Origin of the sequence: Streptomyces sp. Je 1-79 (genome assembly GCF_025195125.1) — a bacterium.
Classification (GTDB): domain Bacteria; phylum Actinomycetota; class Actinomycetes; order Streptomycetales; family Streptomycetaceae; genus Streptomyces.
Window position 1 is genome coordinate 111,119 of the sequence record NZ_JAMGSL010000009.1, and the last position, 21,233, is coordinate 132,351.

At 72.0% G+C, this 21,233-nt stretch carries 23 protein-coding genes; 10 read left to right on the plus strand and 13 right to left on the minus strand.

Annotated features, from left to right (window positions below; all coding sequences use genetic code 11):
* Positions 1-69: 69 nt before the first annotated feature.
* The 3 genes from M5362_RS20060 to M5362_RS20070 all read right to left on the minus strand — a co-directional run bounded on the left by M5362_RS20060 (position 70) and on the right by M5362_RS20070 (position 2,487).
* Positions 70-930, minus strand: coding sequence for a PHP domain-containing protein (locus M5362_RS20060; protein WP_260229014.1), 861 nt, complete (start codon positions 928-930; stop codon positions 70-72).
* Between the two features lie 210 nt (positions 931-1,140).
* On the minus strand, positions 1,141-1,779 hold the full coding sequence (locus M5362_RS20065; RefSeq protein WP_260229015.1) for a DUF6758 family protein: 639 nt from the start codon (positions 1,777-1,779) through the stop codon (positions 1,141-1,143).
* A gap of 123 nt (positions 1,780-1,902) precedes the next feature.
* The gene (locus M5362_RS20070) at positions 1,903-2,487 is read right to left on the minus strand and encodes a suppressor of fused domain protein (protein WP_260229016.1); all 585 of its coding nucleotides are present in this window, start codon (positions 2,485-2,487) and stop codon (positions 1,903-1,905) included.
* Between the two features lie 413 nt (positions 2,488-2,900).
* Here M5362_RS20070 and M5362_RS20075 point away from each other — a divergent pair, with 413 nt between their 5' ends.
* Both M5362_RS20075 and M5362_RS20080 read left to right on the plus strand, forming a co-directional pair.
* Positions 2,901-4,037 carry a magnesium and cobalt transport protein CorA gene (locus tag M5362_RS20075; RefSeq protein ID WP_260229017.1) on the plus strand — a complete coding sequence of 379 codons (1,137 nt, stop codon included), beginning with the start codon at positions 2,901-2,903 and terminating at the stop codon, positions 4,035-4,037.
* Positions 4,038-4,073: 36 nt separating this feature from the next.
* Positions 4,074-4,580: a hypothetical protein gene (locus M5362_RS20080; protein ID WP_260229018.1), complete on the plus strand. Its 507-nt coding sequence runs from the start codon at positions 4,074-4,076 to the stop codon at positions 4,578-4,580.
* 57 nt (positions 4,581-4,637) lie between these two features.
* Here M5362_RS20080 and M5362_RS20085 read toward each other — a convergent pair whose 3' ends face one another.
* Entirely contained in the window at positions 4,638-5,456 is an 819-nt protein-coding gene (locus M5362_RS20085) for a hypothetical protein (RefSeq protein ID WP_260229019.1), read from the minus strand.
* Positions 5,457-5,641: 185 nt separating this feature from the next.
* Between M5362_RS20085 and M5362_RS20090 the strand changes: the two genes are divergently transcribed.
* From M5362_RS20090 to M5362_RS20100, 3 genes are read left to right on the plus strand one after another with little or no spacing between them, the layout of a single operon-like run.
* Entirely contained in the window at positions 5,642-6,913 is a 1,272-nt protein-coding gene (locus tag M5362_RS20090; protein WP_260229020.1) for a magnesium transporter MgtE N-terminal domain-containing protein, read from the plus strand.
* Entirely contained in the window at positions 6,903-7,499 is a 597-nt protein-coding gene (locus tag M5362_RS20095; protein WP_260229021.1) for a DUF1003 domain-containing protein, read from the plus strand. Before M5362_RS20090 ends, M5362_RS20095 begins: the two co-directional genes overlap by 11 nt.
* A 42-nt stretch (positions 7,500-7,541) precedes the next feature.
* Positions 7,542-8,675: an Mrp/NBP35 family ATP-binding protein gene (locus M5362_RS20100; protein ID WP_260229022.1), complete on the plus strand. Its 1,134-nt coding sequence runs from the start codon at positions 7,542-7,544 to the stop codon at positions 8,673-8,675.
* An 84-nt stretch (positions 8,676-8,759) separates the two neighbouring features.
* Here M5362_RS20100 and M5362_RS20105 read toward each other — a convergent pair whose 3' ends face one another.
* The 5 genes from M5362_RS20105 to sigE all read right to left on the minus strand — a co-directional run bounded on the left by M5362_RS20105 (position 8,760) and on the right by sigE (position 13,580).
* Positions 8,760-9,386 carry a hypothetical protein gene (locus M5362_RS20105; RefSeq protein ID WP_260229023.1) on the minus strand — a complete coding sequence of 209 codons (627 nt, stop codon included), beginning with the start codon at positions 9,384-9,386 and terminating at the stop codon, positions 8,760-8,762.
* 93 nt (positions 9,387-9,479) lie between these two features.
* Complete coding sequence (locus M5362_RS20110; protein WP_260229024.1) at positions 9,480-9,923, minus strand: sec-independent translocase; 444 nt, start codon at positions 9,921-9,923, stop codon at positions 9,480-9,482.
* Between the two features lie 91 nt (positions 9,924-10,014).
* Positions 10,015-11,745 carry a S1C family serine protease gene (locus M5362_RS20115; RefSeq protein ID WP_260229025.1) on the minus strand — a complete coding sequence of 577 codons (1,731 nt, stop codon included), beginning with the start codon at positions 11,743-11,745 and terminating at the stop codon, positions 10,015-10,017.
* Between the two features lie 78 nt (positions 11,746-11,823).
* Positions 11,824-12,819 (minus strand): anti-sigma factor, encoded by a 996-nt coding sequence (locus M5362_RS20120; protein ID WP_260229248.1) that lies wholly within the window; start codon positions 12,817-12,819, stop codon positions 11,824-11,826.
* A 2-nt stretch (positions 12,820-12,821) separates the two neighbouring features.
* A complete protein-coding gene (sigE, locus tag M5362_RS20125; RefSeq protein WP_260229026.1) occupies positions 12,822-13,580 on the minus strand; it encodes an RNA polymerase sigma factor SigE in 759 nt (252 codons plus the stop codon).
* A gap of 141 nt (positions 13,581-13,721) precedes the next feature.
* Between sigE and M5362_RS20130 the strand changes: the two genes are divergently transcribed.
* A complete protein-coding gene (locus tag M5362_RS20130) occupies positions 13,722-14,387 on the plus strand; it encodes an O-methyltransferase (RefSeq protein ID WP_260229027.1) in 666 nt (221 codons plus the stop codon).
* A gap of 119 nt (positions 14,388-14,506) precedes the next feature.
* Here M5362_RS20130 and M5362_RS20135 read toward each other — a convergent pair whose 3' ends face one another.
* Positions 14,507-14,674 (minus strand): DUF3117 domain-containing protein, encoded by a 168-nt coding sequence (locus M5362_RS20135; RefSeq protein ID WP_006346801.1) that lies wholly within the window; start codon positions 14,672-14,674, stop codon positions 14,507-14,509.
* Between the two features lie 324 nt (positions 14,675-14,998).
* On the opposite strand from M5362_RS20135, the gene M5362_RS20140 reads away from it, so the two are divergent.
* The 3 genes from M5362_RS20140 (at position 14,999) to M5362_RS20150 (ending at position 18,450) form a co-directional block, all read left to right on the plus strand.
* Positions 14,999-15,802 (plus strand): enoyl-CoA hydratase/isomerase family protein, encoded by an 804-nt coding sequence (locus M5362_RS20140; RefSeq protein ID WP_260229028.1) that lies wholly within the window; start codon positions 14,999-15,001, stop codon positions 15,800-15,802.
* A 180-nt stretch (positions 15,803-15,982) separates the two neighbouring features.
* Positions 15,983-17,182: an FG-GAP-like repeat-containing protein gene (locus M5362_RS20145; protein ID WP_260229029.1), complete on the plus strand. Its 1,200-nt coding sequence runs from the start codon at positions 15,983-15,985 to the stop codon at positions 17,180-17,182.
* A gap of 38 nt (positions 17,183-17,220) precedes the next feature.
* Positions 17,221-18,450 (plus strand): FG-GAP-like repeat-containing protein, encoded by a 1,230-nt coding sequence (locus tag M5362_RS20150; protein ID WP_260229030.1) that lies wholly within the window; start codon positions 17,221-17,223, stop codon positions 18,448-18,450.
* A gap of 6 nt (positions 18,451-18,456) precedes the next feature.
* On the opposite strand, the gene M5362_RS20155 is transcribed toward M5362_RS20150, so the two are convergent.
* Positions 18,457-19,062, minus strand: a complete 606-nt coding sequence (locus tag M5362_RS20155) for a DNA-3-methyladenine glycosylase I (RefSeq protein WP_260229031.1) — start codon at positions 19,060-19,062, stop codon at positions 18,457-18,459.
* Positions 19,059-19,412 (minus strand): DivIVA domain-containing protein, encoded by a 354-nt coding sequence (locus M5362_RS20160; RefSeq protein ID WP_260229032.1) that lies wholly within the window; start codon positions 19,410-19,412, stop codon positions 19,059-19,061. Before M5362_RS20160 ends, M5362_RS20155 begins: the two co-directional genes overlap by 4 nt.
* 103 nt (positions 19,413-19,515) lie before the next feature.
* Here M5362_RS20160 and folP point away from each other — a divergent pair, with 103 nt between their 5' ends.
* Positions 19,516-20,376: a dihydropteroate synthase gene (gene folP, locus M5362_RS20165; RefSeq protein ID WP_260229033.1), complete on the plus strand. Its 861-nt coding sequence runs from the start codon at positions 19,516-19,518 to the stop codon at positions 20,374-20,376.
* Between the two features lie 73 nt (positions 20,377-20,449).
* Here the strand turns inward: folP and M5362_RS20170 are convergent, their stop codons facing one another.
* Entirely contained in the window at positions 20,450-21,202 is a 753-nt protein-coding gene (locus tag M5362_RS20170) for a TIGR00730 family Rossman fold protein (RefSeq protein WP_260229034.1), read from the minus strand.
* Positions 21,203-21,233 lie beyond the last annotated feature (31 nt).

The following is a 21,233-nucleotide window of genomic DNA, read 5'->3' on the forward strand; positions in this document are numbered from 1 at the left end:
CGTCCCGTAGGGGTTAGGGGGTGTCTTGTGGATCAGGCCGGAAGCCCGGCATGATCCACAAGACACCCCCTAGGCCGGTCCGCCGGCGCCCGGGACGGGGAAGGCGCCCGTCGCACGGCGGGTGATCTCGCCGTAGATCTCGGGGTCCGTCGTGTACTCGCCGAGCACGCACGTCTTACGGCTGCCGTGGTAGTCGCTGGACCCCGTGGGCAGCAGCCCGAGCTCCTTCGACAGCCCCCTCAGCCGCGACCGCGTCGCCTCGTCGTGGTCCATGTGGTCGACCTCGATGCCGTCGAGGCCCGCCTCCGCGAGTCGCGCGATCGCGGCTTCCGGGACGACCTCGCCCCGCTTGACCGCGAGCGGGTGCGCGAAGACCGTGACCCCGCCGGCCGCCTTGACCAGGCGGATCGCGTCGAACGGGTCCAGCTCGTGCTTCGCGACGTACGCCCGTCCGCCGTCCGCCAGCCACTCCGGCGTGAACGCCCCGGACACGTCCGGTACGACGCCGAGTTCGACCAGGGCCTCCGCGACGTGCGGGCGGCCCACCGAGCCGTCCCCCGCGATCCGGGCGACCTGCTCCCAGGCGACCGGGACGCCGAGCTCCTGGAGCTTGCCGACCATCGCCCGCGCGCGCGGCACCCGGTCGTCCCGGACCAGCTCGCGCTCGGCGGACAGCTCCGGCTCCTCGGGGTCGAAGAGGTACGCGAGCATGTGCAGACCGACGCCGTCGAGACGGCAGGACAGCTCGGCCCCGGTGACGAGGGTCAGCCCCTCGGGCAGCGCCGCTGTCGCGTCCGCGTGGCCCCGCGTGGTGTCGTGGTCCGTGAGGGCGACGACGTCCAGACCGGCGGCGGCCGCGTTGCGGACCAGCTCGGCCGGGGTGTCCGTACCGTCCGAGGCCGTGGAGTGGGTGTGCAGGTCGATGCGCACGACGCGTTGCTCCAGGGCTCAGGGGGCGGACGAAGGGGACGCTCCAGCATAACGGGCGCATCGCACGCACTTACCCGCCCCACACATCGGACCCGGCCCCGCACGCCGGCCCCGCACCTCGCCCGCGCGCCCCCGGCGCCCGCACCGCACTCCGCCCCCGCTGCACCCCCGGCGCCCGTCGCTCCCCTGGGGCCCGCCCCTCGCCGCCTCCTACGACAGCAGACGGGGCGTCAGCGCCCCGCACGGGAGCAGTTCCACCTCCGCACCCGCGTCCCGCAGGTCCGTCAGCACCAGCTCGTCGTACATCAGCAGTCCGGACTGCTCCGGCCACACGATCGCCCACAGCCACAGCCCGCGCGCCTCCCCCGCGAAGACCGCCCGGTCGTGCGGGGTGCCGCTCACGTGCCACAGCGGCGTCGGCCGGCCGGCGGCGAGCACCTTGGTCTGCGCGGCCTTGTCGATGGCCATGCCGGGGCCGGGGTCGGGTCCGTCGATCCCCGCGTAGCGCGCACCGAGTCCGACGCCGAGTTCCTCCGCCACGAGCAGCAGCTCACCGATGCCGCCGAGCGGCCCGGGCCCCGAGCAGGCGACGGCGGTCGCGCGTCCCCCGCTGCGGTCGTCACCGGCGTAGGCGACCCCGGTGAAGAGCCATCCGACGGGCAGGGGCCACGGCATCCACACCGGCACCTCGGCCCGGTGCACCACGACACCGAGAGCCTCGACACTGGGTGGGATCACGGGCTGCAGCGGGTGCACCGAGCCATGCACGTCGCACTGCCACGAGTCGGCAAAAAGACCGGGCGCCCTGACCCGGCCACCGCACTTCGGGCAACTGGGTTCGCCCCTCATAGAGCCCAACGGTCCTACCCCTCCGCGCCCGCGTCAAGGACGATCACCCGTCCGGCCCGACCAGTTCACCCCGAGTGATAGGTGCGCGGTGCAGCCGAAGGGGGTCCAGTCAGGCGGAACGCGTCAGTCCAGGGTCACCGACCTGCGCAGCGGATCGCGCAGATCCGTACCGTTCACCAGCCAGCGCTCCTGAAGCGCCTCCGCGCCGTGGACCCGCTTCCAGGCCGCCTCGTTGGACGTCATCGGCAGCAGCGGCAGGAATCGCACCGGGTCCATCGGGTCGTCGAGGTCCAGGTCCTCCACCAGACCTCCCGGCTCCGCGACGAGCACCGAGCTGAACGGGGCGCCGGGCCAGAGGGGTTCACCCACGTCGAGCGAGGCGCCGGCGGCCACGACCACGCCCTCGACCTGGGGGGTCGAGGCGAGGACGGCGAGCGGGCGAAGCACCTTGTCGGTGTCGGCGAGCCCGGCCCGTACCGAGAGCACCAGCTCCGCCCGCGGGCCCTTCACCGGATCGGCGAGCGCGGCGGTCGGGTCGGTCATCGGGTGCGCGGACATGCCGAGGGTGGCGTACCGCACCACATCGCCGTCGACGAAGCGGAGCACCTCGATCCGGTCCGTGCCGAGAAACGTCACCGCGGCGCGCGCGTCCGGTTCGCCGAGCGCCGTGAGCAGCCGGGCCTCGACCAGAGCAAGAACTTCTCCCATGTGGTGAGCATAAAGCGCGTGCGGAACGGGCAAAGGAAGGGATTGACCCTCTGTCGGCTGATAGTCTTGGCCGCTGGTCGGTACTCCCGACCACTCGTCATCCCCCACGGGGGACCGGCTGGAGGAGGTGGGGCTGCGTGGATCGAAGTCGATCGGGCAGTACCAACCGCTCTTCCGCCCCGCACCTGAGCCCGGTGCGTTCCTCCCGGTGATCTGAGGCCTTCCGCACCCGGTCCGCCCACCGTCACCCGGCATCGCGCACGACGGAAGAGCACTTCGCCTTTGCCTGTCTGTAGCGAACGCCGTCACCGCGATCCCGCGGTGCCGCCCGCTTTGTGGACGACGTAGCTCCACGTCCCCATTCCGGGCTGTGCCACGCATCGCCGACGGCTTCTCCGTGAAGGAGCATGCCAATGTCGATGATCCGTGACCTGCGCGCCGCGGTCCGCCCCTCCCTGCGTCCCTCCCTGCGCAAGCCCCCCACCGTCACCTCGCCGTACGCGAACTACGACGCGACCCGCGACCCCTCCGCCTCCAGCGCGGTCGTCGACTGCGCGGTCTACCGCGACGGACGCCGCGTGGACGACCGCGCCTGTCTGACGCCGCGCGGCGCGATGCGCCAGGTACAGGAGAGCGGCGGCTTCGCCTGGATCGGTCTGCACGAGCCGACCGAGGCCGAATTCGCCGGTATCGCGGCTGAGTTCGGGCTGCACCCGCTCGCCGTCGAGGACGCCGTCCACGCCCACCAGCGGCCGAAGCTGGAGCGGTACGACGACACCATCTTCACCGTCTTCAAGACGATCCACTACGTCGAGCACGCCGAACTCACCGCCACCAGCGAGGTCGTCGAGACCGGCGAGGTGATGTGCTTCACCGGCCCCGACTTCGTCATCACCGTCCGGCACGGCGGGCAGGGCTCCCTGCGGAACCTCCGCCACCGCCTCCAGGGCGAGCCGGAGCTCCTCGGCAAGGGCCCCTCGGCCGTCCTGCACGCGATCGCCGACCATGTCGTCGACGGCTACATCGCGGTCGCCGACGCCGTCGAACTCGACATCGACCAGATCGAGATCGACGTCTTCTCGCCGCCGGCGAAGGGCTCCACGCGCGGTACCGACACCGGGCGGATCTACCAGCTCAAGCGTGAGGTACTGGAGTTCAAGCGGGCCGTCACCCCGCTGCTGCGCCCGATGCAGCTGCTGAGCGAGCGCCCGATGCGGCTGGTGGACCCGGACATCCAGAAGTACTTCCGCGATGTCGCCGACCACCTCGCGCGCGTGCAGGAGCAGGTCGTCGCCTTCGACGAGCTGCTCAACTCGATCCTCCAGGCCAACCTGGCGCAGGCGACGGTCACGCAGAACGAGGACATGCGCAAGATCACCTCCTGGGCGGCGATCATCGCCGTCCCCACGGCGGTCTGCGGTGTGTACGGCATGAACTTCGACCACATGCCCGAGCTGGAGTGGAAGTACGGCTACCCGATGGTGCTCGTCGGCATCACGGCCATCTGTTTCGCCATCCACCGCACCCTCAAGCGCAACGGCTGGCTCTGAACCGCGCCCGCCCAGGCTCTCGATAAGCTGCGGGGCATGACAGACACGCTCGGGCACGCCCTCGTCGAGGAGGCCACGAAGAAGTCCGGCCTCATCTGGGTCCGGGGCGAGGCCCCCGCGGCCCGTGCGCTCTGGCACGTCTGGCACGAGGGCGCGGCGCACGTCGTCGGCGACGGGCCCGGCGAGCAGCCGCTCCCGGGACTGGTCGCGGGCTCGACGGCCGAGGTCACGGTCCGCAGCAAGGACAAGGGCGGTCGCCTCGTCGCCTGGACCGCGGCGGTGAGCGAGCTGGCTCCCGGTACGCAGGAGTGGGACGCCGCGGTGGCCGAGCTGAAGGGCAAGCGCCTGAACGCGACGGACGGCGAGGCCATGCCGGAGCGCTGGGCGCGGGAGTGCCGGGTGCTCCGGCTGACCCCGCTGGACTCCACGACCGACCTCCCGACCGGCTCGCTGGCGGCGGTCCCGCAGCCCTCCGACGCGCTCACCCGCCGGCCGGTCCCGGCGGCTCTCCCCCGCCTGCTGTTCAAGCGCCGCAAGCGCTGACCCTCGGGCCGGGGCCGCTCGGCCCACGAGCCGCGCTGCCCGCGAGCACCCCGGTCGTCAGGTGCGCGGGAGCTGCTTGCCGTAGTCGAGGGTCTCGCCCGGGGCCGGGGCCTCCAGCGGGAAGTCCTTGTTCCAGTCGGACAGCACCACCACGCCCGCTCCTCCGCCCCGCGCGAACTGGAGCGGGAACGGGGTGCCCTCCAGGGCCACGTCCAGCGTGCCGCCCTCGCCGTCCTCGCCGCCCTTGACCTTGACCGTACGGATGCCGCCGATCTTGTCGCGGTCGCCCTTCACGACCTCCCCGTGCAGGCCGATCAGCCCGTCGAGGAGCAGGTCCATGTCGGTGAAGCCACGCAGCTGCTTGTACGAGGGGTCGTCCTGCGGCACCTTCACGTACTTGTCGTCGAGCTTGTCGGCGGCCTCGCTGTCGGCCTCCGAAGGGCTCGCGGTCGACGAGCCGCCGCCACTGCCGTCACCGCCGCCGCTGTCGCCGCCGCCTTCGTCGTCGTGCGCCCAGAACGCCGCGTCGGCCTTCATGTAGAGCGCGTCGCCGATCCGCAGCAGCTCGAACGTGCTGTTCTTCGTCACCACCGAGCCGGACGCGCCGTCGTCCTTGAGGCGCATGTTCAGCTTGAACGTGCCGCCCTTGCTGACCAGCGTCCCGGCGAGCCGGACCGCCTTCGCCGCGTCCGCCGCCGTCTGCGCCTTCTGCTCGATGGCGCCGGGGTCCAGCTTCCCGACGCCGTTCGTCCCCTCGTCCGGATCCTCCGCACAGGCGGTGAGTCCCGTCGCGAGACCGGCACACAGCGCCAGCGGCAGGACGAGCCTGCGGATGCGCGCCGCGGGGATGCGCGCCGCGATGGGGAGAGCGGTCACCTGCGCTGCCTCTCGTCTGTCGTCGGTGGGGGGACGGCAGATCGCAGCGTACCCGGGCCGCGAGCCGTCCCCGCAGGCAGCCGTACGGGCGCTCTGCCGGGGCGCCACGGATCGGCACGGGCTAGCCTGAACCCGGCATACCTCAGCAATGACCCGAATCGAGCGGCACCGAGGAGGCGTGTGGCATGGCGGCAGGCGCCCCCCGGATCTTCGTCTCCCACCTCGCCGGTGTCCCCGTCTTCGACCCCAACGGCGACCAGGTCGGCCGGCTCCGCGACCTCGTCGCGATGCTGCGGGTCGGCCGCCGCCCGCCCCGGCTGCTCGGCATGGTCGTCGAGGTGCTCAGCCGCCGTCGGGTGTTCGTCCCGATGACCCGGATCACGGGCGTCGAGTCCGGCCAGGTGATCACCACGGGCGTGGTCAACATGCGCCGCTTCGAGCAGCGCCCCACCGAGCGGCTCGTCCTCGGCGAACTCCTCGACCGCCGGGTGCGGCTCGTCGGCACGGACGAGGAGGTCACCGTCCTCGACGTGGCCATCCAGCAGCTTCCCGCCCGCCGCGAGTGGGAGATCGACAAGGTCTTCGTACGGCGCGGCAAGCCCGGGGCGCTGCGCCGCAAGGGCGAGACCCTGACCGTGGAGTGGTCGGCCGTCACGGGCTTCTCCCTGGAGGAGGAGGGCCAGGGCGCGGAGAACCTGGTCGCCACCTTCGAGCGGCTGCGCCCCGCCGACCTGGCGAACGTCCTGCACCACCTCACCCCCAAGCGGCGCGCCGAGGTCGCGGCCGCCCTCGACGACGACCGGCTCGCCGACGTCCTGGAGGAGCTGCCGGACGACGACCAGATCGAGATCCTGGGAAAGCTCAAGGAGGAGCGCGCCGCGGACGTCCTGGAGGCGATGGACCCGGACGACGCGGCCGACCTGCTCTCCGAGCTGCCGGAGGAGGACAAGGAGCGGCTGCTCACCCTGATGCGGCCCGACGACGCCGCGGACGTCCGCCGGCTGCTTGCGTACGAGGAGCGGACCGCGGGCGGTCTGATGACCACGGAGCCGATCGTGCTGCGGCCCGATGCCACGGTGGCGGACGCCCTGGCCCGCGTACGGCAGCAGGACCTCTCGCCGGCGCTGGCGGCGCAGGTCTACGTGTGCCGGCCGCCGGACGAGACGCCGACGGGCAAGTACCTGGGCACGGTGCACTTCCAGCGGCTGCTGCGCGATCCGCCGTTCACCCTGGTCAGCTCGCTGGCCGACAGCGACCTGCCGCCGCTGGCGCCGGACACCGCGCTGCCCGCCGTCACCGCCTATCTCGCCGCGTACAACATGGTCGCGGCGCCGGTGGTGGACGAGAGCGGGTCACTGCTCGGCGCGGTCACCGTCGACGACGTACTCGACCACCTGCTGCCGGAGGACTGGCGGGAGACGGAGTTCCACGGGGAGGAGACCGTGCATGGGGGCTGAGCGCGCACACGAGCGGGAGCGGGAGAGGGAACGGGAACGGGAGCGGTCCATGCCCCGGATCCGGCTCGATCTCCCGCGCGAGCGGCGGGCCAGGCTGCTGCCGCAGTACGACCCGGAGGCCTTCGGCCGGCTCTCGGAGCGGATCGCCCGGTTCCTGGGGACGGGACGGTTCATCGTCTGGATGACGGTGACCATCATCGTCTGGGTGCTGTGGAACATCTTCGCCCCGGCCTCGCTGAAGTTCGACGAGTACCCGTTCATCTTCCTGACGCTCGCCCTGTCGCTCCAGGCGTCGTACGCGGCTCCGCTGATCCTCCTCGCCCAGAACCGCCAGGACGACCGGGACCGGGTCAACCTCGAACAGGACCGCAAGCAGAACGAGCGGTCCATCGCCGACACCGAGTACCTGACCCGGGAGATCGCGGCGCTGCGCATGGGTCTGGGCGAGGTGGCGACCCGCGACTGGATCCGCTCGGAGCTCCAGGATCTGATCAAGGAGATGGACGGACGCCGGGACGGCCACAGGGACCACCGGGATCTATTCCCCTCCGGTGGCGATCGCGGAAGTGACGTACCCGACCGCTGACAGTCTTTCCGGGGGCGGTGGTCGGCGCCGTACCATCTCCATATGGCTACGGAAGACGCGGTGCGCGAAGCACTGGCGACGGTGAACGACCCCGAGATCAACAAACCGATCACCGAGCTGGGCATGGTCAAGTCGGTGGAGATCGGATCCGACGGCAGGGTCGCCGTCACGGTCTACCTCACCGTCTCCGGCTGCCCCATGCGGGACACGATCACCCAGCGCGTCACGGACGCGGTCGCGGGGGTGGAGGGTGTCACCGGCGTCGACGTCACGCTGGACGTGATGAGCGACGAGCAGCGCAAGGAGCTGGCCTCGGCCCTGCGGGGTACGACGGCCGAGCGCGAGGTCCCGTTCGCCAAGCCCGGCTCGCTGACCCGCGTCTACGCGGTCGCCTCCGGCAAGGGCGGCGTCGGCAAGTCCTCCGTGACCGTGAACCTGGCCGCCGCCATGGCCGCGGACGGTCTGAAGGTCGGCGTCGTCGACGCCGACATCTACGGCCACTCGGTCCCGCGCATGCTGGGCGCGGACGGCCGTCCGACCCAGGTCGAGAACATGATCATGCCGCCGTCGGCGAACGGCGTGAAGGTCATCTCCATCGGCATGTTCACCCCGGGCAACGCCCCGGTGGTGTGGCGCGGTCCGATGCTCCACCGCGCGCTCCAGCAGTTCCTCGCGGACGTGTACTGGGGCGACCTGGACGTCCTCCTGCTCGACCTGCCCCCGGGCACGGGCGACATCGCGATCTCCGTGGCGCAGCTCGTGCCGAACGCCGAGATCCTGGTCGTCACGACCCCGCAGCAGGCGGCCGCCGAGGTCGCCGAGCGGGCCGGCTCGATCGCCGTCCAGACCCACCAGAAGATCGTCGGTGTCGTCGAGAACATGGCGGGCCTGCCGTGCCCGCACTGCGACGAGATGGTCGACGTCTTCGGTACGGGCGGCGGCCAGCGGGTCGCGGACGGCCTGACGAAGACCACGGGCGCGACGGTCCCGGTCCTCGGCTCCATCCCGATCGACGTCCGCCTGCGCGAGGGCGGCGACGAGGGCAGGCCGGTCGTCCTGACCGACCCGGAGTCCCCGGCGGGCTCGGCCCTCCGCGCGATCGCCGGCAAGCTCGGCGGCCGCTCGCGGGGCCTCTCGGGCATGAGCCTGGGCATCACCCCGCGCAACAAGTTCTGACGACAGCCCGAAGGGGCGCCGCTCACATCGAGCGGCGCCCCTTCGTCGTATCCGTATCCGTATCCGATACCCGATACCCGGTGCCTAGGCGTACGCGTCCAGGTCCTCCACCCCGGAGAACCCCAGCCCGTACGCGCTCATGCCCCTGCCGTACGCCCCGATGTGCACCTCACCCGCGGACCCCGCCAGCACCCACCCGAACTCCGACTCGCGGTAGTGGAACGGCACTGGCACCCCGTCCACCGGCAGCGACAACGTCGACCACTCGGGTCCCGCCAGGTCGTCCGCCAGCTCGAAGGCCGTCTCCGTCTGCTGGTCCAGCCAGTCGTCCCGGAGCGCGTGGTCCAGCTGCGCGGGCCAGGTGTACGCCAGGAGTCCCGAGCCGGCCAGCCAGGCCGCCGAAGAGACCGTGGTGGCGTCCAGGACCCCCGTACCGTCTCCCGACCTGCGCACCGGGCTCGCCGCCACCGTCACGACGACGGCGAAACGCTCCTTCTCGACACCGCTGGCGTCGGACTTTATCGACGGCTCGTCCCCGTGGCCCATCGAACCGTGCTGGACGGTCCCGTCCGCAGCCGTGCCGACCTGCATCAGCCAGCGAGCTCCGGTGAACGCGTCGTCGAGTCCGTACCAGGTGAAGGGTGCGCGCAGATAGCCTTCGGCCGTACGCCGGGCTGCGGGCACTCCCTCCACCCGACTCGTCGTCTCCATCTCGGCCGCCTCCTCGATCCGTCGTGCCCGCGTCGGCGGACAACAGATGGAGGATAGCCACCGGTTGGCGTCAGGTCGTGTCAGCCCAGGTGGTCAGGTCGCGTCGGCGTCGTACGGCGGCCGCTCGCCGGTGTCCGGCTTGTCCTGCTTCTTCAGCAGGTCCGGGGAGGAGCCGTTGACCGCGGCGGGGACCGCGGGGGGCTCCGTCTCGCGCCCGTTCACCGCGTCCGCGACCTCGTTCATCTCCTTCTTGAGGTCGAAGCTGCCGCGCAGCTCCTTCAGCTCCTTGAAGTCCTCGTTGCCGTCCAGCTGCTTGCGCAAGAACGTCTTCGGGTTGAGGTCCTCGAACTCGAAGTCCTTGAACTCCGGCCCCAGCTCGGAGCGGATGTCCTGCTTCGCGCTCTCGGAGAAGTCGCGGATCTTCCGGATGAAGCGCGAGACGTCCTGGATGACCTTCGGCAGCTTGTCCGGGCCGAAAACGAGTACGGCGAGGACCACGAGCGTCACGAGCTCGAGTATGCCGATGTCGTTGAACACCTTGCTGCTCCTTACGCGGGGTCCGGGGCCCGCTCCACGGTACCCGCCGAAACTGCCGGGCGGGTACCTTGCGGTGTCTCCCACATGGCGCTCAGTCGCCCTGCGAGGAGCCGAGCGTCAACGTCCTGGTCTGTTCCTTGCCGCCGCGCAGCAGCGTCAGCTCCAGCCGGTCGCCGGGGCGGTGGGCGCGGATCTTCACGATCAACTCCTCGCCGCTGTGCACCCGCTGGCCGTCGACCTTGGTGATGACGTCACCGGCGCGGATGCCCGCCTTGGCCGCCGGGCCGCCGGGGGTGACCGAGGCGGAGCCGTCCTTGCCCTTCTCGCCGACGCGCGCGCCGTCGCCGTTGAACTGCATGTCGAGGCTCACCCCGATGACCGGGTGGGTCGCCTTGCCGGTGTTGATGAGCTCCTCGGCGACGCGCTTGCCCTGGTTGATCGGGATGGCGAAACCGAGGCCGATGGAGCCGGACTGGGCGCCGGCGCCGTCGCCCGAACCATCGCCCGCCGCGCGGATCGCGCTGTTGATGCCGATGACCCGGGCCTTGGAGTCGACCAGCGGGCCGCCCGAATTGCCCGGGTTTATCGGGGCGTCGGTCTGGAGGGCGTCGACATAGCTGATGTCGCTGCCGTCGCCCTTCTCCCCGCCGGCGGTGATCGGGCGTTCCTTGGCGCTGATGATGCCGGAGGTGACGGTGTTCTGGAGGTCGAAGGGGGCGCCGATGGCGACGACGGGGTCGCCGACGCGGACGTTGTCCGAGTTGCCGAGCGGCAGGGGCTTGAGGCCCGTGACCCCGGTGACCTTGACGACGGCGAGGTCGTAGCCGCTGTCCTTGCCGACCAGCTTGGCGCTCGCGGTCTCGCCGCTGCTGAAGGTGACGGTGATCTTGCCCGAGGCGGCGGCCGCGTCGACCACGTGGTTGTTGGTCAGGATGTGGCCCTGGGTGTCCAGGACGAAGCCCGTGCCGGTGCCGGAGGAGCCGGTGCCGCTGACATGGAGGGTGACCACGCTCGGCAGGGCGCTGGCGGCGATCCCCGCGACGCTGTCGGGGGCCCGGCCGGAGTCCTCGGTGCCCGCCTGGGGCAGCTCGACGGTGGTGATGCCGCCGTGGCGCTCGACGTACGCGCCGACCGCGCCGCCGACGACGCCGGTGATCAGCGCGAAGGTCAGCGCGCCCGCGAGCGCGACCCCGCGCCGGGAGCGGCGCCGCTCGACGGGCGGCTCGGTCCCGACGGTCAGGGGGGCGCTGGGGGCGCCAGGGGCTCCCCACGGGTCGTACTGCACCCACTGCGCGGGCTGGGACGCGACCGGCTGCGGGGCGACGGGCTGCGGGGCGGCCGGCTGCTGCGGTACGGCGGTCTGCGGGGCGACGGGGGACTGCGGGGCGGCGGGCTGCGGCGGTACGGGGACTCCATGGGCGGGAGTCGCCACGGGCCGCTGCACGGGCGGGGCGGGAGCCCAGGGCCCGGGCCCTCCGTAGGGCGGGGTGCGGTACTCGTCAGGCTCGTGCAAGGGCTGCTGCTGGGGCTGCGGCTCCGGCTGCTCGGCCTGCGCCTGCTGCGGTACGGAGACGGCGACGGTCACGGCCTCCGGAGCCGGGGGCTCCGGGCTCGGGGGCTCCGGGCTCGGGGCTTCCGGGCTCGCGGCCTCCGGGCTCGGGGGCTCCGGGCTCGCGGCCTCCGGGGTGGGCGTCGCGGGAGCGGCCAGGGTGAAGTCACCCTCGTCCGCGGCCGGCGGGTCCGCTGTCTCGCCCGCCGGCGGCGTACTCGCCGGCCGGCTCCACCACTTCGGCTTCTGGCCGGTCGGCTTCCCGTCGTTCATGCTCTCCCCGCAACAGCTGGCCTGTCCGCGCCCGCCTCTCGGCGGGCGCCCGTGCCCTGGATTCAACCAGGTTCGGCGTCAGCAGGGGGAGGTGAGCGGTGCCGGCGTCGGGCCCGCGGCGGCGAACGGGCTCGGGGCCGGAGTGACGGCGGGGCCGCCCGGCGTGGTGAAGCCGGAGGGGAAGGCCAGGCTCAGGGCCGGTCCCGTGGGTCGTACGAACGGGGAGAGTTCGACCGCCGACTGCGCCGACGCCCCCTTGAGCTGGACGGCCACGGCGGGTGTCACACCACAGGGCACCAGCGGTCCGGCCGCCACGATGCCGGTGGTCGAGCCGACGCCGAGCGGGGTCGCCGAGGAGTCCGGCGCCCTGCGTCCCTCCGTACGCCCGCCGCGACCGGTGGTCGCGCCCGCGGTCGTCCCCGTGCCCGTACCGGATCCCGAGCCCGTGCCCGTGATCGATCCGGTGGCCGCGGCGCCCCCGGCGGGGGAACGCAGCGGGGTGACGTTCGAGCCGGTGCCCTCGCCGCGCGCGCCGACGTTCACCGTCGACTCCAGCGGCAGGGCGCCACCGAGCGCTATCGCGGCGAACGAGACCGCGCTGGCGGCGGCGATGCCGAAGCGCCGGCCGCGCCAGGGCGAGCGGTCGTGGTCGGACCGGCCGCCGACGGCGTGGATACGGAAACCGGAGTGCGGGGAGACGGCAGCGGCCGTCGCGAATCCGTCCGACTTCACTCCGCCGAGGCCGCCGGAGCCGCCGGAGCCGCCAGGGCCGGAGCCGCCCAGGCGGAAGAGGTCGTCGAAGGGTCCTCGACGGTCGTCACCCCCCGCGTCGCCAGGGCCCCCGGGCAGCCCCTGAAGGCGTGCGAGGAGCCCTTCCGAGGGGGGAGGGGGTGCGGTGGAGGCGAAGACGCTCTTCAGCCGGCGCTGGGCGTCGGCCTCCGCCTTGCATTTGGGACAGGTCGCGAGGTGCGCGAGAACCCGCTCGCGGGCGTCGTGGCCGAGCTCCCCGTCGACCAGAGCGGCGAGCCGGTCCCCGAGGTGCTGCTCCGCGGGGGTAGGGCCGGCAGGACTGATGCTCACGCCGTTCCGCCCTCCCAGCCGACGGCGGCCAGCGCGCGCTCCGCCCGGGCTTCGGGAGAACGGTGCTTGAGCGCCTTGCGCAGGTGCGAGCGACCGCGGTGGATGCGGCTGCGGACCGTGCCGAGCTTCACGCCGAGCGTGGCGGCGATCTCCTCGTACGAGAGTCCTTCGATGTCACAGAGGACGACCGCGGCCCGGAACTCGGGCGCGAGGGTGTCGAGTGCCTGCTGGACGTCGGCGTCGAAGTGCGTGTCGTTGAACGCCTGCTGCGGCGAGGGCTCGCGGCTGGGCAGCCGCTCGGCCGCGTCGTCGCCGAGCGCGTCGAAACGGATCCGCTGCTTGCGGCGGACCATGTCGAGGAAGAGGTTGGTGGTGATGCGGTGCAGCCAGCCCTCGAAGGTGCCCGGCGTGTACGTCGACAGCGAGCGGAAGACGCGGACGAAGACCTCCTGCGTGAGGTCCTCGGCGTCGTGCTGGTTGCCGGTCAGCCGGTAGGCGAGGCGGTATACCCGGCCACTGTGCGTGCTGACGATCTCCTCCCAGGTGGGCGGAGTCCACGCCTGCGATTCCGCATCCGATGCGAAGGTCGCGGTGGTGGGAGCGGAGTCGGCGGTGCGGATTCGGTCAGCGGTGTCGGTCACGGATTTCGGCTCACCCGCCGACCTGAGAAGACGCCGAAGCACTCCTCCCCGATCCACAGGCGCAGCCGCACCTCCCCTGTCGGCTCTGGTGGTGTCCAGTGGAGCCCCTACCATAGCCACCTCGCCCGTTAGCTCCGGATAAGAATCTTTACGCGAATTTGGGGTCCGGGTCGCCCGCGGCCCTCATCGCCGTCCTCCCCTGGTGAACGCGCGGTCCCATCTGCGGGTTCCCGTGTGCAGCGGATACAGTCACCGTTGCGCCAACTACGGGGACAGGAGAGGGCCATTACCGCCAACCGGCAGACGAGCTGGGCGTTCGCCGACGCCTTTGTCGCCGAGGACGAAGCGCTGCTCTGGGCCCGTGACCGGGCCCAGGAGGCAGGGCTGCCCTCGGTGTCACCGGGCACCGGCGCCGCTCTGCGCCTGCTGGCCGCGACGGCGGACGCGAAAGCGGTGGCCGAAATCGGTACCGGCACGGGCGTCTCCGGCATCTATCTGCTGCACGGGATGCGCCCGGACGGCGTCCTGACGACCGTGGACCTGGAGCCCGAGCGTCAGCAGTTCGCGAAGACGGCCTTCCGGGCGGCGGGTTTCGCCGGGAACCGGGCGCGTTTCATCCCGGGCCGCGCGCTGGACGTCCTGCCGCGGCTCGCGGACGGCGGATACGACCTCGTGTTCTGCGACGGCGACCGGCTGGAGTCCCTGGACTATCTCGCTGAATCGTTGCGCCTGCTGCGACCAGGGGGTCTGGTCTGCTTCGAGGGCGTCTTCGCGGACGGCCGTACGGTCGACTCGGCCGCGCAGCCGGCGGAGGTGCTCCGGATACGGGAGCTGCTGCGGGCGGTCCGGGAGAGCCAGGAGCTGCTGCCGACGCTGCTGCCGGTGGGAGACGGTCTGCTGTGCGCGGTGCGGCGGGGCTGACGGCCCCGGAGCCGCAGAACCTCACGGCCGCCCAGGCCGTGAACCACCCCTGACACACCCCTGCCCCGGCGCGGTGGGTACCGTGCCGGGGCAGGAGTGGACAATCCTGGCTTGTCGCGTCAGCCGACTACCTGCTTCAGGGCGTCGCCGAGGGCTTCGGCCTCGTCCGGGGTCAGCTCGACGACAAGCCGACCGCCGCCTTCGAGCGGAACGCGCATGACAATGCCCCGCCCCTCCTTGGTCACCTCGAGCGGGCCGTCGCCCGTCCGCGGCTTCATGGCCGCCATGCTTGTTCCCCTTCCTGAAACCAGCTCTTCGTCAGCCGACGGCCCCTGATCGGGAGCACACGTCACCGGCATCGAACACATTGCTTCCAGGTCATTATCCCGCATCACAGGACCCGATGACCAACATCAGGTTGCATCGCTTCCGCAACGCGCTTCCGCAAAACAGCCCATTCCGGCGATCGGCCTGCGATACTTCGCCGCTCCTTCGCCGCCCGGCTTTGACGCAGCTCACATGTGCGGGGCGGGTGATCTCCGTCATCCTGGGGGTCCCCGGGCGAAGTCCGGGGGATGGTCAGGACGCAAAAGACGCGAAGGGAAGCCCCGATGGCCGACACCGTGCTGTACGAAGTGACCGACGGACTCGCCACGATCACGCTCAACCGGCCCGAGGCCATGAACGCGATGAACGTCGAGGCGAAGGTCGCCCTGCGGGACGCGGCGGAGGCGGCCGCCGCGGACACCGCCGTACGGGCGGTACTGCTGACGGCGGCGGGCGACCGGGCGTTCTGCGTGGGCCAGGACCTCAAGGAGCACGTTGGCCTGCTGCTGACGGACAAGGAGACCGGCTCGCAGGCGACGATGAACACGGTCCGGGACCACTACAACCCGATCGTCAAGGCGCTGACCGGCATGAGGAAGCCGGTGGTGGCGGGCGTGAACGGGGTCGCGGCGGGGGCCGGCTTCGGCTTCGCGCTGGCGGCGGACTACCGGGTGGTCGCGGAGACGGCCGCGTTCAACACCTCCTTCGCGGGTGTGGCGCTCACCGCCGACTCGGGCATGTCGTGGACGCTGCCCCGGCTGATCGGCGCGAGCCGCGCCTCCGACCTGCTGCTCTTCCCGCGCTCGATCAGCGCCCAGGAGGCGTACGAGCTGGGCATCGCGAACAAGCTGGTCCCGGCCGCCGACCTCGCGCAGGAGGCCCTGAAGGTCGCCCGCACCCTGGCCGAGGGCCCGACGGTGGCGTACGCGGCACTGAAGGCGTCCCTGGCGTACGGGGCGGACCACTCGCTGGCGGAGGCCCTGGAGAAGGAGGACGAGCTCCAGACGGCGGCGGGCGCCTCCGAGGACCACACGATCGCGGTCCAGGCGTTCCTGGCCAAGGAGAAGCCGAAGTACGTCGGCCGCTAGACCCTGCCTGCCGAGCCCCCCGGTAACCCCGTCGATCGAGTGGTGTGCGCGTCTATATGATCCGCACACCACTCGATCTGTTCGAGTGCGTTCTCATCGACTTCACACGCACATCACCTGGGGGGTTCCGTGCGTTCTCCTTCCGCGTCGCGATCCGTTCGCGGCGCACTCACCGGCGCCTTGGCACTCGGCCTGGCGTCAACGGCCCTGGCCACCCCGGCGCAGGCGGCAGACGGCTGGGAACGGTGTCCCTCCGGCAAGGTCTGCGCCTTCAGCAAGCCGCTCTACCAGGGCGACATGCTCGTCGTGACCAAGCCGATGTACTCCCTCGGCGCCTGGGACAACCGCATCCGCTCCTTCATCAACCTGTCCGCCGACGCGGTCTGCTTCTATCCGCAGCCCGGCTTCGCTCCCGAAGGCTCCGTGCACTTCTACACCTCGGAGTCCTTCGACGAGAGCGCGTACCCCGAGCTCGACCGCGCCGCCAGCTCGATCGACGTCGGGCCGGAGGCGGACGACTTCTGCGGGTCCGAGAGCCGGATCCCGACCTGGTACGGCGTCGACTCCGTTCCGAAGCTCCGCCCCGCCTCTTCGTCGACGCTCGGCGCGTTCGGCGACGTCGACAACGACGGCTACGCCGACCTGCTCACCCGTGACGCGGTCGGCGGGCTGTGGACCTCCCACACCTGGGAGAGCGCCGGCACCACGCAGCGCATCGGCGGCGGCTGGAACACGATGACCAAGCTGGTCCGCCACGGCGACCACGACGGCGACGGCATCGAGGACGTCCTCGCCCGCGACTCGGCCGGTGTCCTGTGGTTCTACCCGGGCAACGGCAAGGGCCTCTTCAAGCCCCGCGTCACGATCGGCGGCGGCTGGAACTCCATGCGCGACATCGCCGCCGCGGGCGACCTCACCGGGGACGGCAGGGCCGACCTGCTCGCGGCCGACAGCGCGGGCACCCTCTGGACGTACCCCGGCAACGGCCGTGGCTCCTTCGGCGCGCGCACGAAGGTCGGCGGCGGCTGGAAGGTCATGAACGAGCTCGTCGGCGCGGGCGACATGAACTCCGACAAGCGGGCCGACCTCGTGGCCCGTGACACGGCGGGCAGGCTCTGGCTCTACCCGGGGACCGGCCGGGGCACCTTCGGCGCCCGCAAGCTCATCGGCTCGGGCGGCTGGAACTCCCTGAAGGAGCTGGCCGGCCTGGGCGACCTCACGGGTGACGGACGGCCGGACCTGGTCGCGCACGGCCCGGGCACCGACCCCTGGGACCGGAACAGCGCCACGTACCTCCGGGTCTACCCGGGCAAGGCGGACGGCGGCCTCCAGGCCGCGAAGACGTTCGCCCGGCTCCGCTCCTCCCACTTCGTCTTCTGATGCCGACCCTCACTCCTCCATCGAAGGGAGTCCGATCCATGGTCGGAACCTCTCGGGCGCGGCGCGCCCTCGGCGCGGCCGTGGCCACCCTGGCCTCGCTCGCCACGCTCGTCACCGCGGCTCCGAACGCCGCGGCGGACTCGTCCCGCTGCCCTTCGGGCAAGCTCTGTGTGTTCCAGTACCCGGAGTTCAAGGGCCAGATGAAGATCATCTCGTCCAGCCAGTCCACTCTGGGCGTGTGGGACAACTCGATCTCGTCCCTGGTCAACAACTCCGGCCTGTACGCGAGCGCCTCCACGGGCCCGAACCACACCGGCGAGGACTCGCTGCACATCAGCCCGCACAACGGCGCGATCGACCTGGGCGGCGGCGCGTTCGACGGGCGGCTCGACAACAAGATCAGCTCGATCCGGGTGGCCACGACCGACTACGAGCTCTCCTACGGCGTCCCGTGGATGGACTGGCTGGCGCCCAGCGTGCGCCCCGAGCCCACGCCCGTCACCGCGTTCGGCGACCTGGACGGCAACTGGGTCCCCGACCTGCTGCACCGCGCGGAGGACGGCCGGCTGTGGTTCCTGCCCGGCAACGCCCCCAAGGGCAGCACCAGCGCCCCGAAGGGGCGGCTGATCGGCGGCGGCTGGAACGCGATGACGCTGCTCGTCCGGCACGGCGACCACAACGGCGACGGCAACGAGGACGTCTTCGCCCGTGACAAGGCCGGTGTGCTCTGGTTCTACCCGGGCAGCGGCCTGGGCTCGCTCAAGGCCCGCGTCAAGGTCGGCGGGGGCTGGAACACCATGCGGGAGATCGAGGCCGTCGGCGACATCACCGGGGACGGCCGGCGCGACCTGGTGGCCCGGGACACCGCCGGTGTGCTCTGGACCTACCCCGGTAACGGGCGCGGCTCCTTCTCCGCCCGCAAGCAGGTCGGCGGCGGCTGGAACGCCATGAACCGACTGGTGGCGCCGGGCGACATGAACGGGGACGGCAAGGCCGACCTCGTCGCCCGCGACGGTTCCCGCTCGCTGTGGCTCTACCCGGGCAACGGACGGGGCACCTTCGGGGCCCGTACGAAGCTGCCGTACGCCTGGTCGGCCAACGAGGAGCTGCTGACCGTGGGTGACGTGACCGGGGACGGCCTGTCCGACCTCATGCGGACGATCAACTTCCACGACCTGTACATCGACGCCGGAAACGGCCGGGGCGGCATCGGGGCCCCGTCGTACCAGATGTCCTTCGACTCCGCCGACGGCGTCCAGGTCTTCTGACGGCCGTCAGGCGCGCGCGGCCCGGGGTGCCCCAGCGCCCCGGGCCACGCAGTCCCGGACGTGGTCGTCGACCAGGCCGCACGCCTGCATCAGGGCATAGGCCGTCGTCGGGCCGATGAAGCGCAGGCCCCGCTTCTTCAGGGCCTTGGACAGCGCCGTCGACTCGTCCGTCACCGCCGGGACGTCGGCGGTCGTCAGGGGCGCCGGGCGGGTCGCCGGGTCCGGGGCGTAGGACCAGATCAGGCTGTCCAGCTCACCGGGGGCCCACCCCGCCAGCACCTTCGCGTTCGCCATCGTCGCGTCGATCTTCGCGCGGTTGCGGATGATGCCCTCGTCCACGAGGAGCCGCTCCCGCTCCGCCTCGCCGAACCGTGCGACCGCGGCGATCTCGAAGCCGCCGAACGCCCGCCGGAAGCCCTCGCGACGGCGCAGGATCGTGATCCACGAGAGGCCGGACTGGAACGCCTCCAGGCACAGCCGCTCGAAGAGCGCGTCGTCGCCGTGGACCGGGCGGCCCCACTCCTCGTCGTGGTACGTCACGTAGTCCGCGGTCGACAGGCCCCAGGGGCAGCGGAGTCTCCCGTCCGGACCGGGGACGGCCTCGCCGGTCACAGCCCCGGTCCCTCGTCCTTGCGGAGGGACGGGCCGGACGACGGGCCCTGCCCCCCGCGCCCGCCCGCGAGCGCCGCCTCCAGCTCCGCGATCCGCGCGTCCCGCTCCGCGATCTCGGCGCCCAGGCGCCCCAGGGCGTCGTCCACGTCCGCCATGCGGTACCCCCGCACCGTCACCGGCAGCCGGAGCGCCTCGACGTCGTCACGGTCCACCGGGCGGGCGGCCGGCAGCGGGTCGACCAGCTGCTCGGGCGCCACCTCGGGCAGCACCTCGCTGTCGCCTCCGCCGACCACCGCGAGGGTGACCGCCGCGACCACCACGACCATCGCGATCAGCAAAAACCAGAACACCAGCGCGCCTCTCCCCGAAGTGGAAACCGTCCCGTGCCGATCGTGCCATGCGCCACCGACAGTTAGGGTCGCAGGCGAACGGACGCGAGGGAGGACAAAAGGGATGCTGCGCTTGGGACGGCGTGAATTCGGGCCGCACGAGCCGGTGATCATGGCGATCGTGAACCGGACCCCGGATTCCTTCTACGACCAGGGCGCCACCTTCCGCGACGAGCCGGCGCTCGCCCGCGTCGAGCAGGCGGTGGCCGAGGGCGCCGCCATCATCGACATCGGCGGCGTGAAGGCGGGTCCCGGCGAGGAGGTCTCGGCCGAGGAGGAGGCGCGCCGCACGGTCGGTTTCGTCGCGGAGGTACGACGCCGGCACCCGGATGTCGTCATCAGCGTCGACACCTGGCGCGCCGACGTCGGCGAGGCGGTCTGCGAGGCCGGCGCGGACGTGCTCAACGACGCGTGGGGCGGGGTGGATCCGCGGCTCGCGGAGGTCGCGGCGCGGTACGGCGCCGGGCTCGTCTGCACCCACGCGGGCGGCGCGGAGCCGCGGACCCGGCCGCACCGGATCGCGTACGAGGACGTGATGGCCGACATCCTGCGGGTGACCGTGGGTCTGGCCGAGCGGGCGGTCGGACTCGGCGTGCGGCGGGACGGGATCATGATCGACCCGGGCCACGACTTCGGGAAGAACACCCGCCACAGCCTGGAGGCGACGCGCCGGCTGGGCGAGATGACGGAGACGGGGTGGCCGGTGCTGGTGTCGCTGTCCAACAAGGACTTCGTGGGCGAGACGCTGGACCGGCCGGTGAAGGAGCGGGTCCTGGGGACGCTGGCGACCACCGCCGTGTCGGCCTGGCTCGGGGCGCAGGTGTACCGCGTCCACGAGGTGGCGGAGACGCGCCAGGTACTGGACATGGTGGCGTCCATCGCGGGGCACCGGGCGCCCGCGGTGGCCCGCAGGGGCCTGGCGTAGGGGCACGCGCGCAGGCGCACGCCCGGGCGCGGGTGCGGGTGCCGGGCGGCCCGCGCCCGGCACCCCGGTCCGCCTACCGGGCGGCCGTCTCCTTCGTCACCAGGGCGACCGCCTCGTCCACGTCGTCCGTCACGTGGAAGAGCAGGAGGTCCCGCTCCGAGGCCTTGCCGCCCGCCACCACCGAGTCGCGGAGCCAGTCGACGAGGCCCTTCCAGTACTCCGTGCCGAAGAGCACGATCGGGAAGCGGGTCACCTTGCGCGTCTGGACCAGGGTGAGCGCCTCGAAGAGCTCGTCGAGGGTGCCGAGTCCACCCGGCAGGACGACGAACCCCTGGGCGTACTTCACGAACATCGTCTTCCTGACGAAGAAGTAGCGGAAGTTCACCCCGATGTCGACGTGCGGGTTGAGCCCCTGCTCGAAGGGGAGCTCGATGCCCAGGCCGACCGAGATCCCCTGGGCCTCCCGCGCGCCCTTGTTGGCCGCCTCCATCGCGCCGGGGCCGCCGCCCGTGATCACCGCGAACCCGGCCTCGACCAGCGCGTGGCCGAGCCGCACGCCCGCTTCGTACTCCGGCGAGTCCGGCTTCGTGCGGGCGGAGCCGAAGACGCTGATCGCGCTCGGCAGTTCGGCGAGCGCTCCGAAGCCCTCGACGAACTCGGACTGGATGCGCATGACCCGCCAGGGGTCGGTGTGCACCCACTCCGAGTCGCCCTCGGTGTCCAGCAGACGCTGATCGGTGGTGCCCGGCTGGACCTGATCCCGGCGCCTCAACACCGGTCCCAGCCGCTGCTCCTCCGGCTTCGACGCTCCCTCGGGGATACCCATGGCCTGCTCCCTCCGCCGATCCACTGATCTT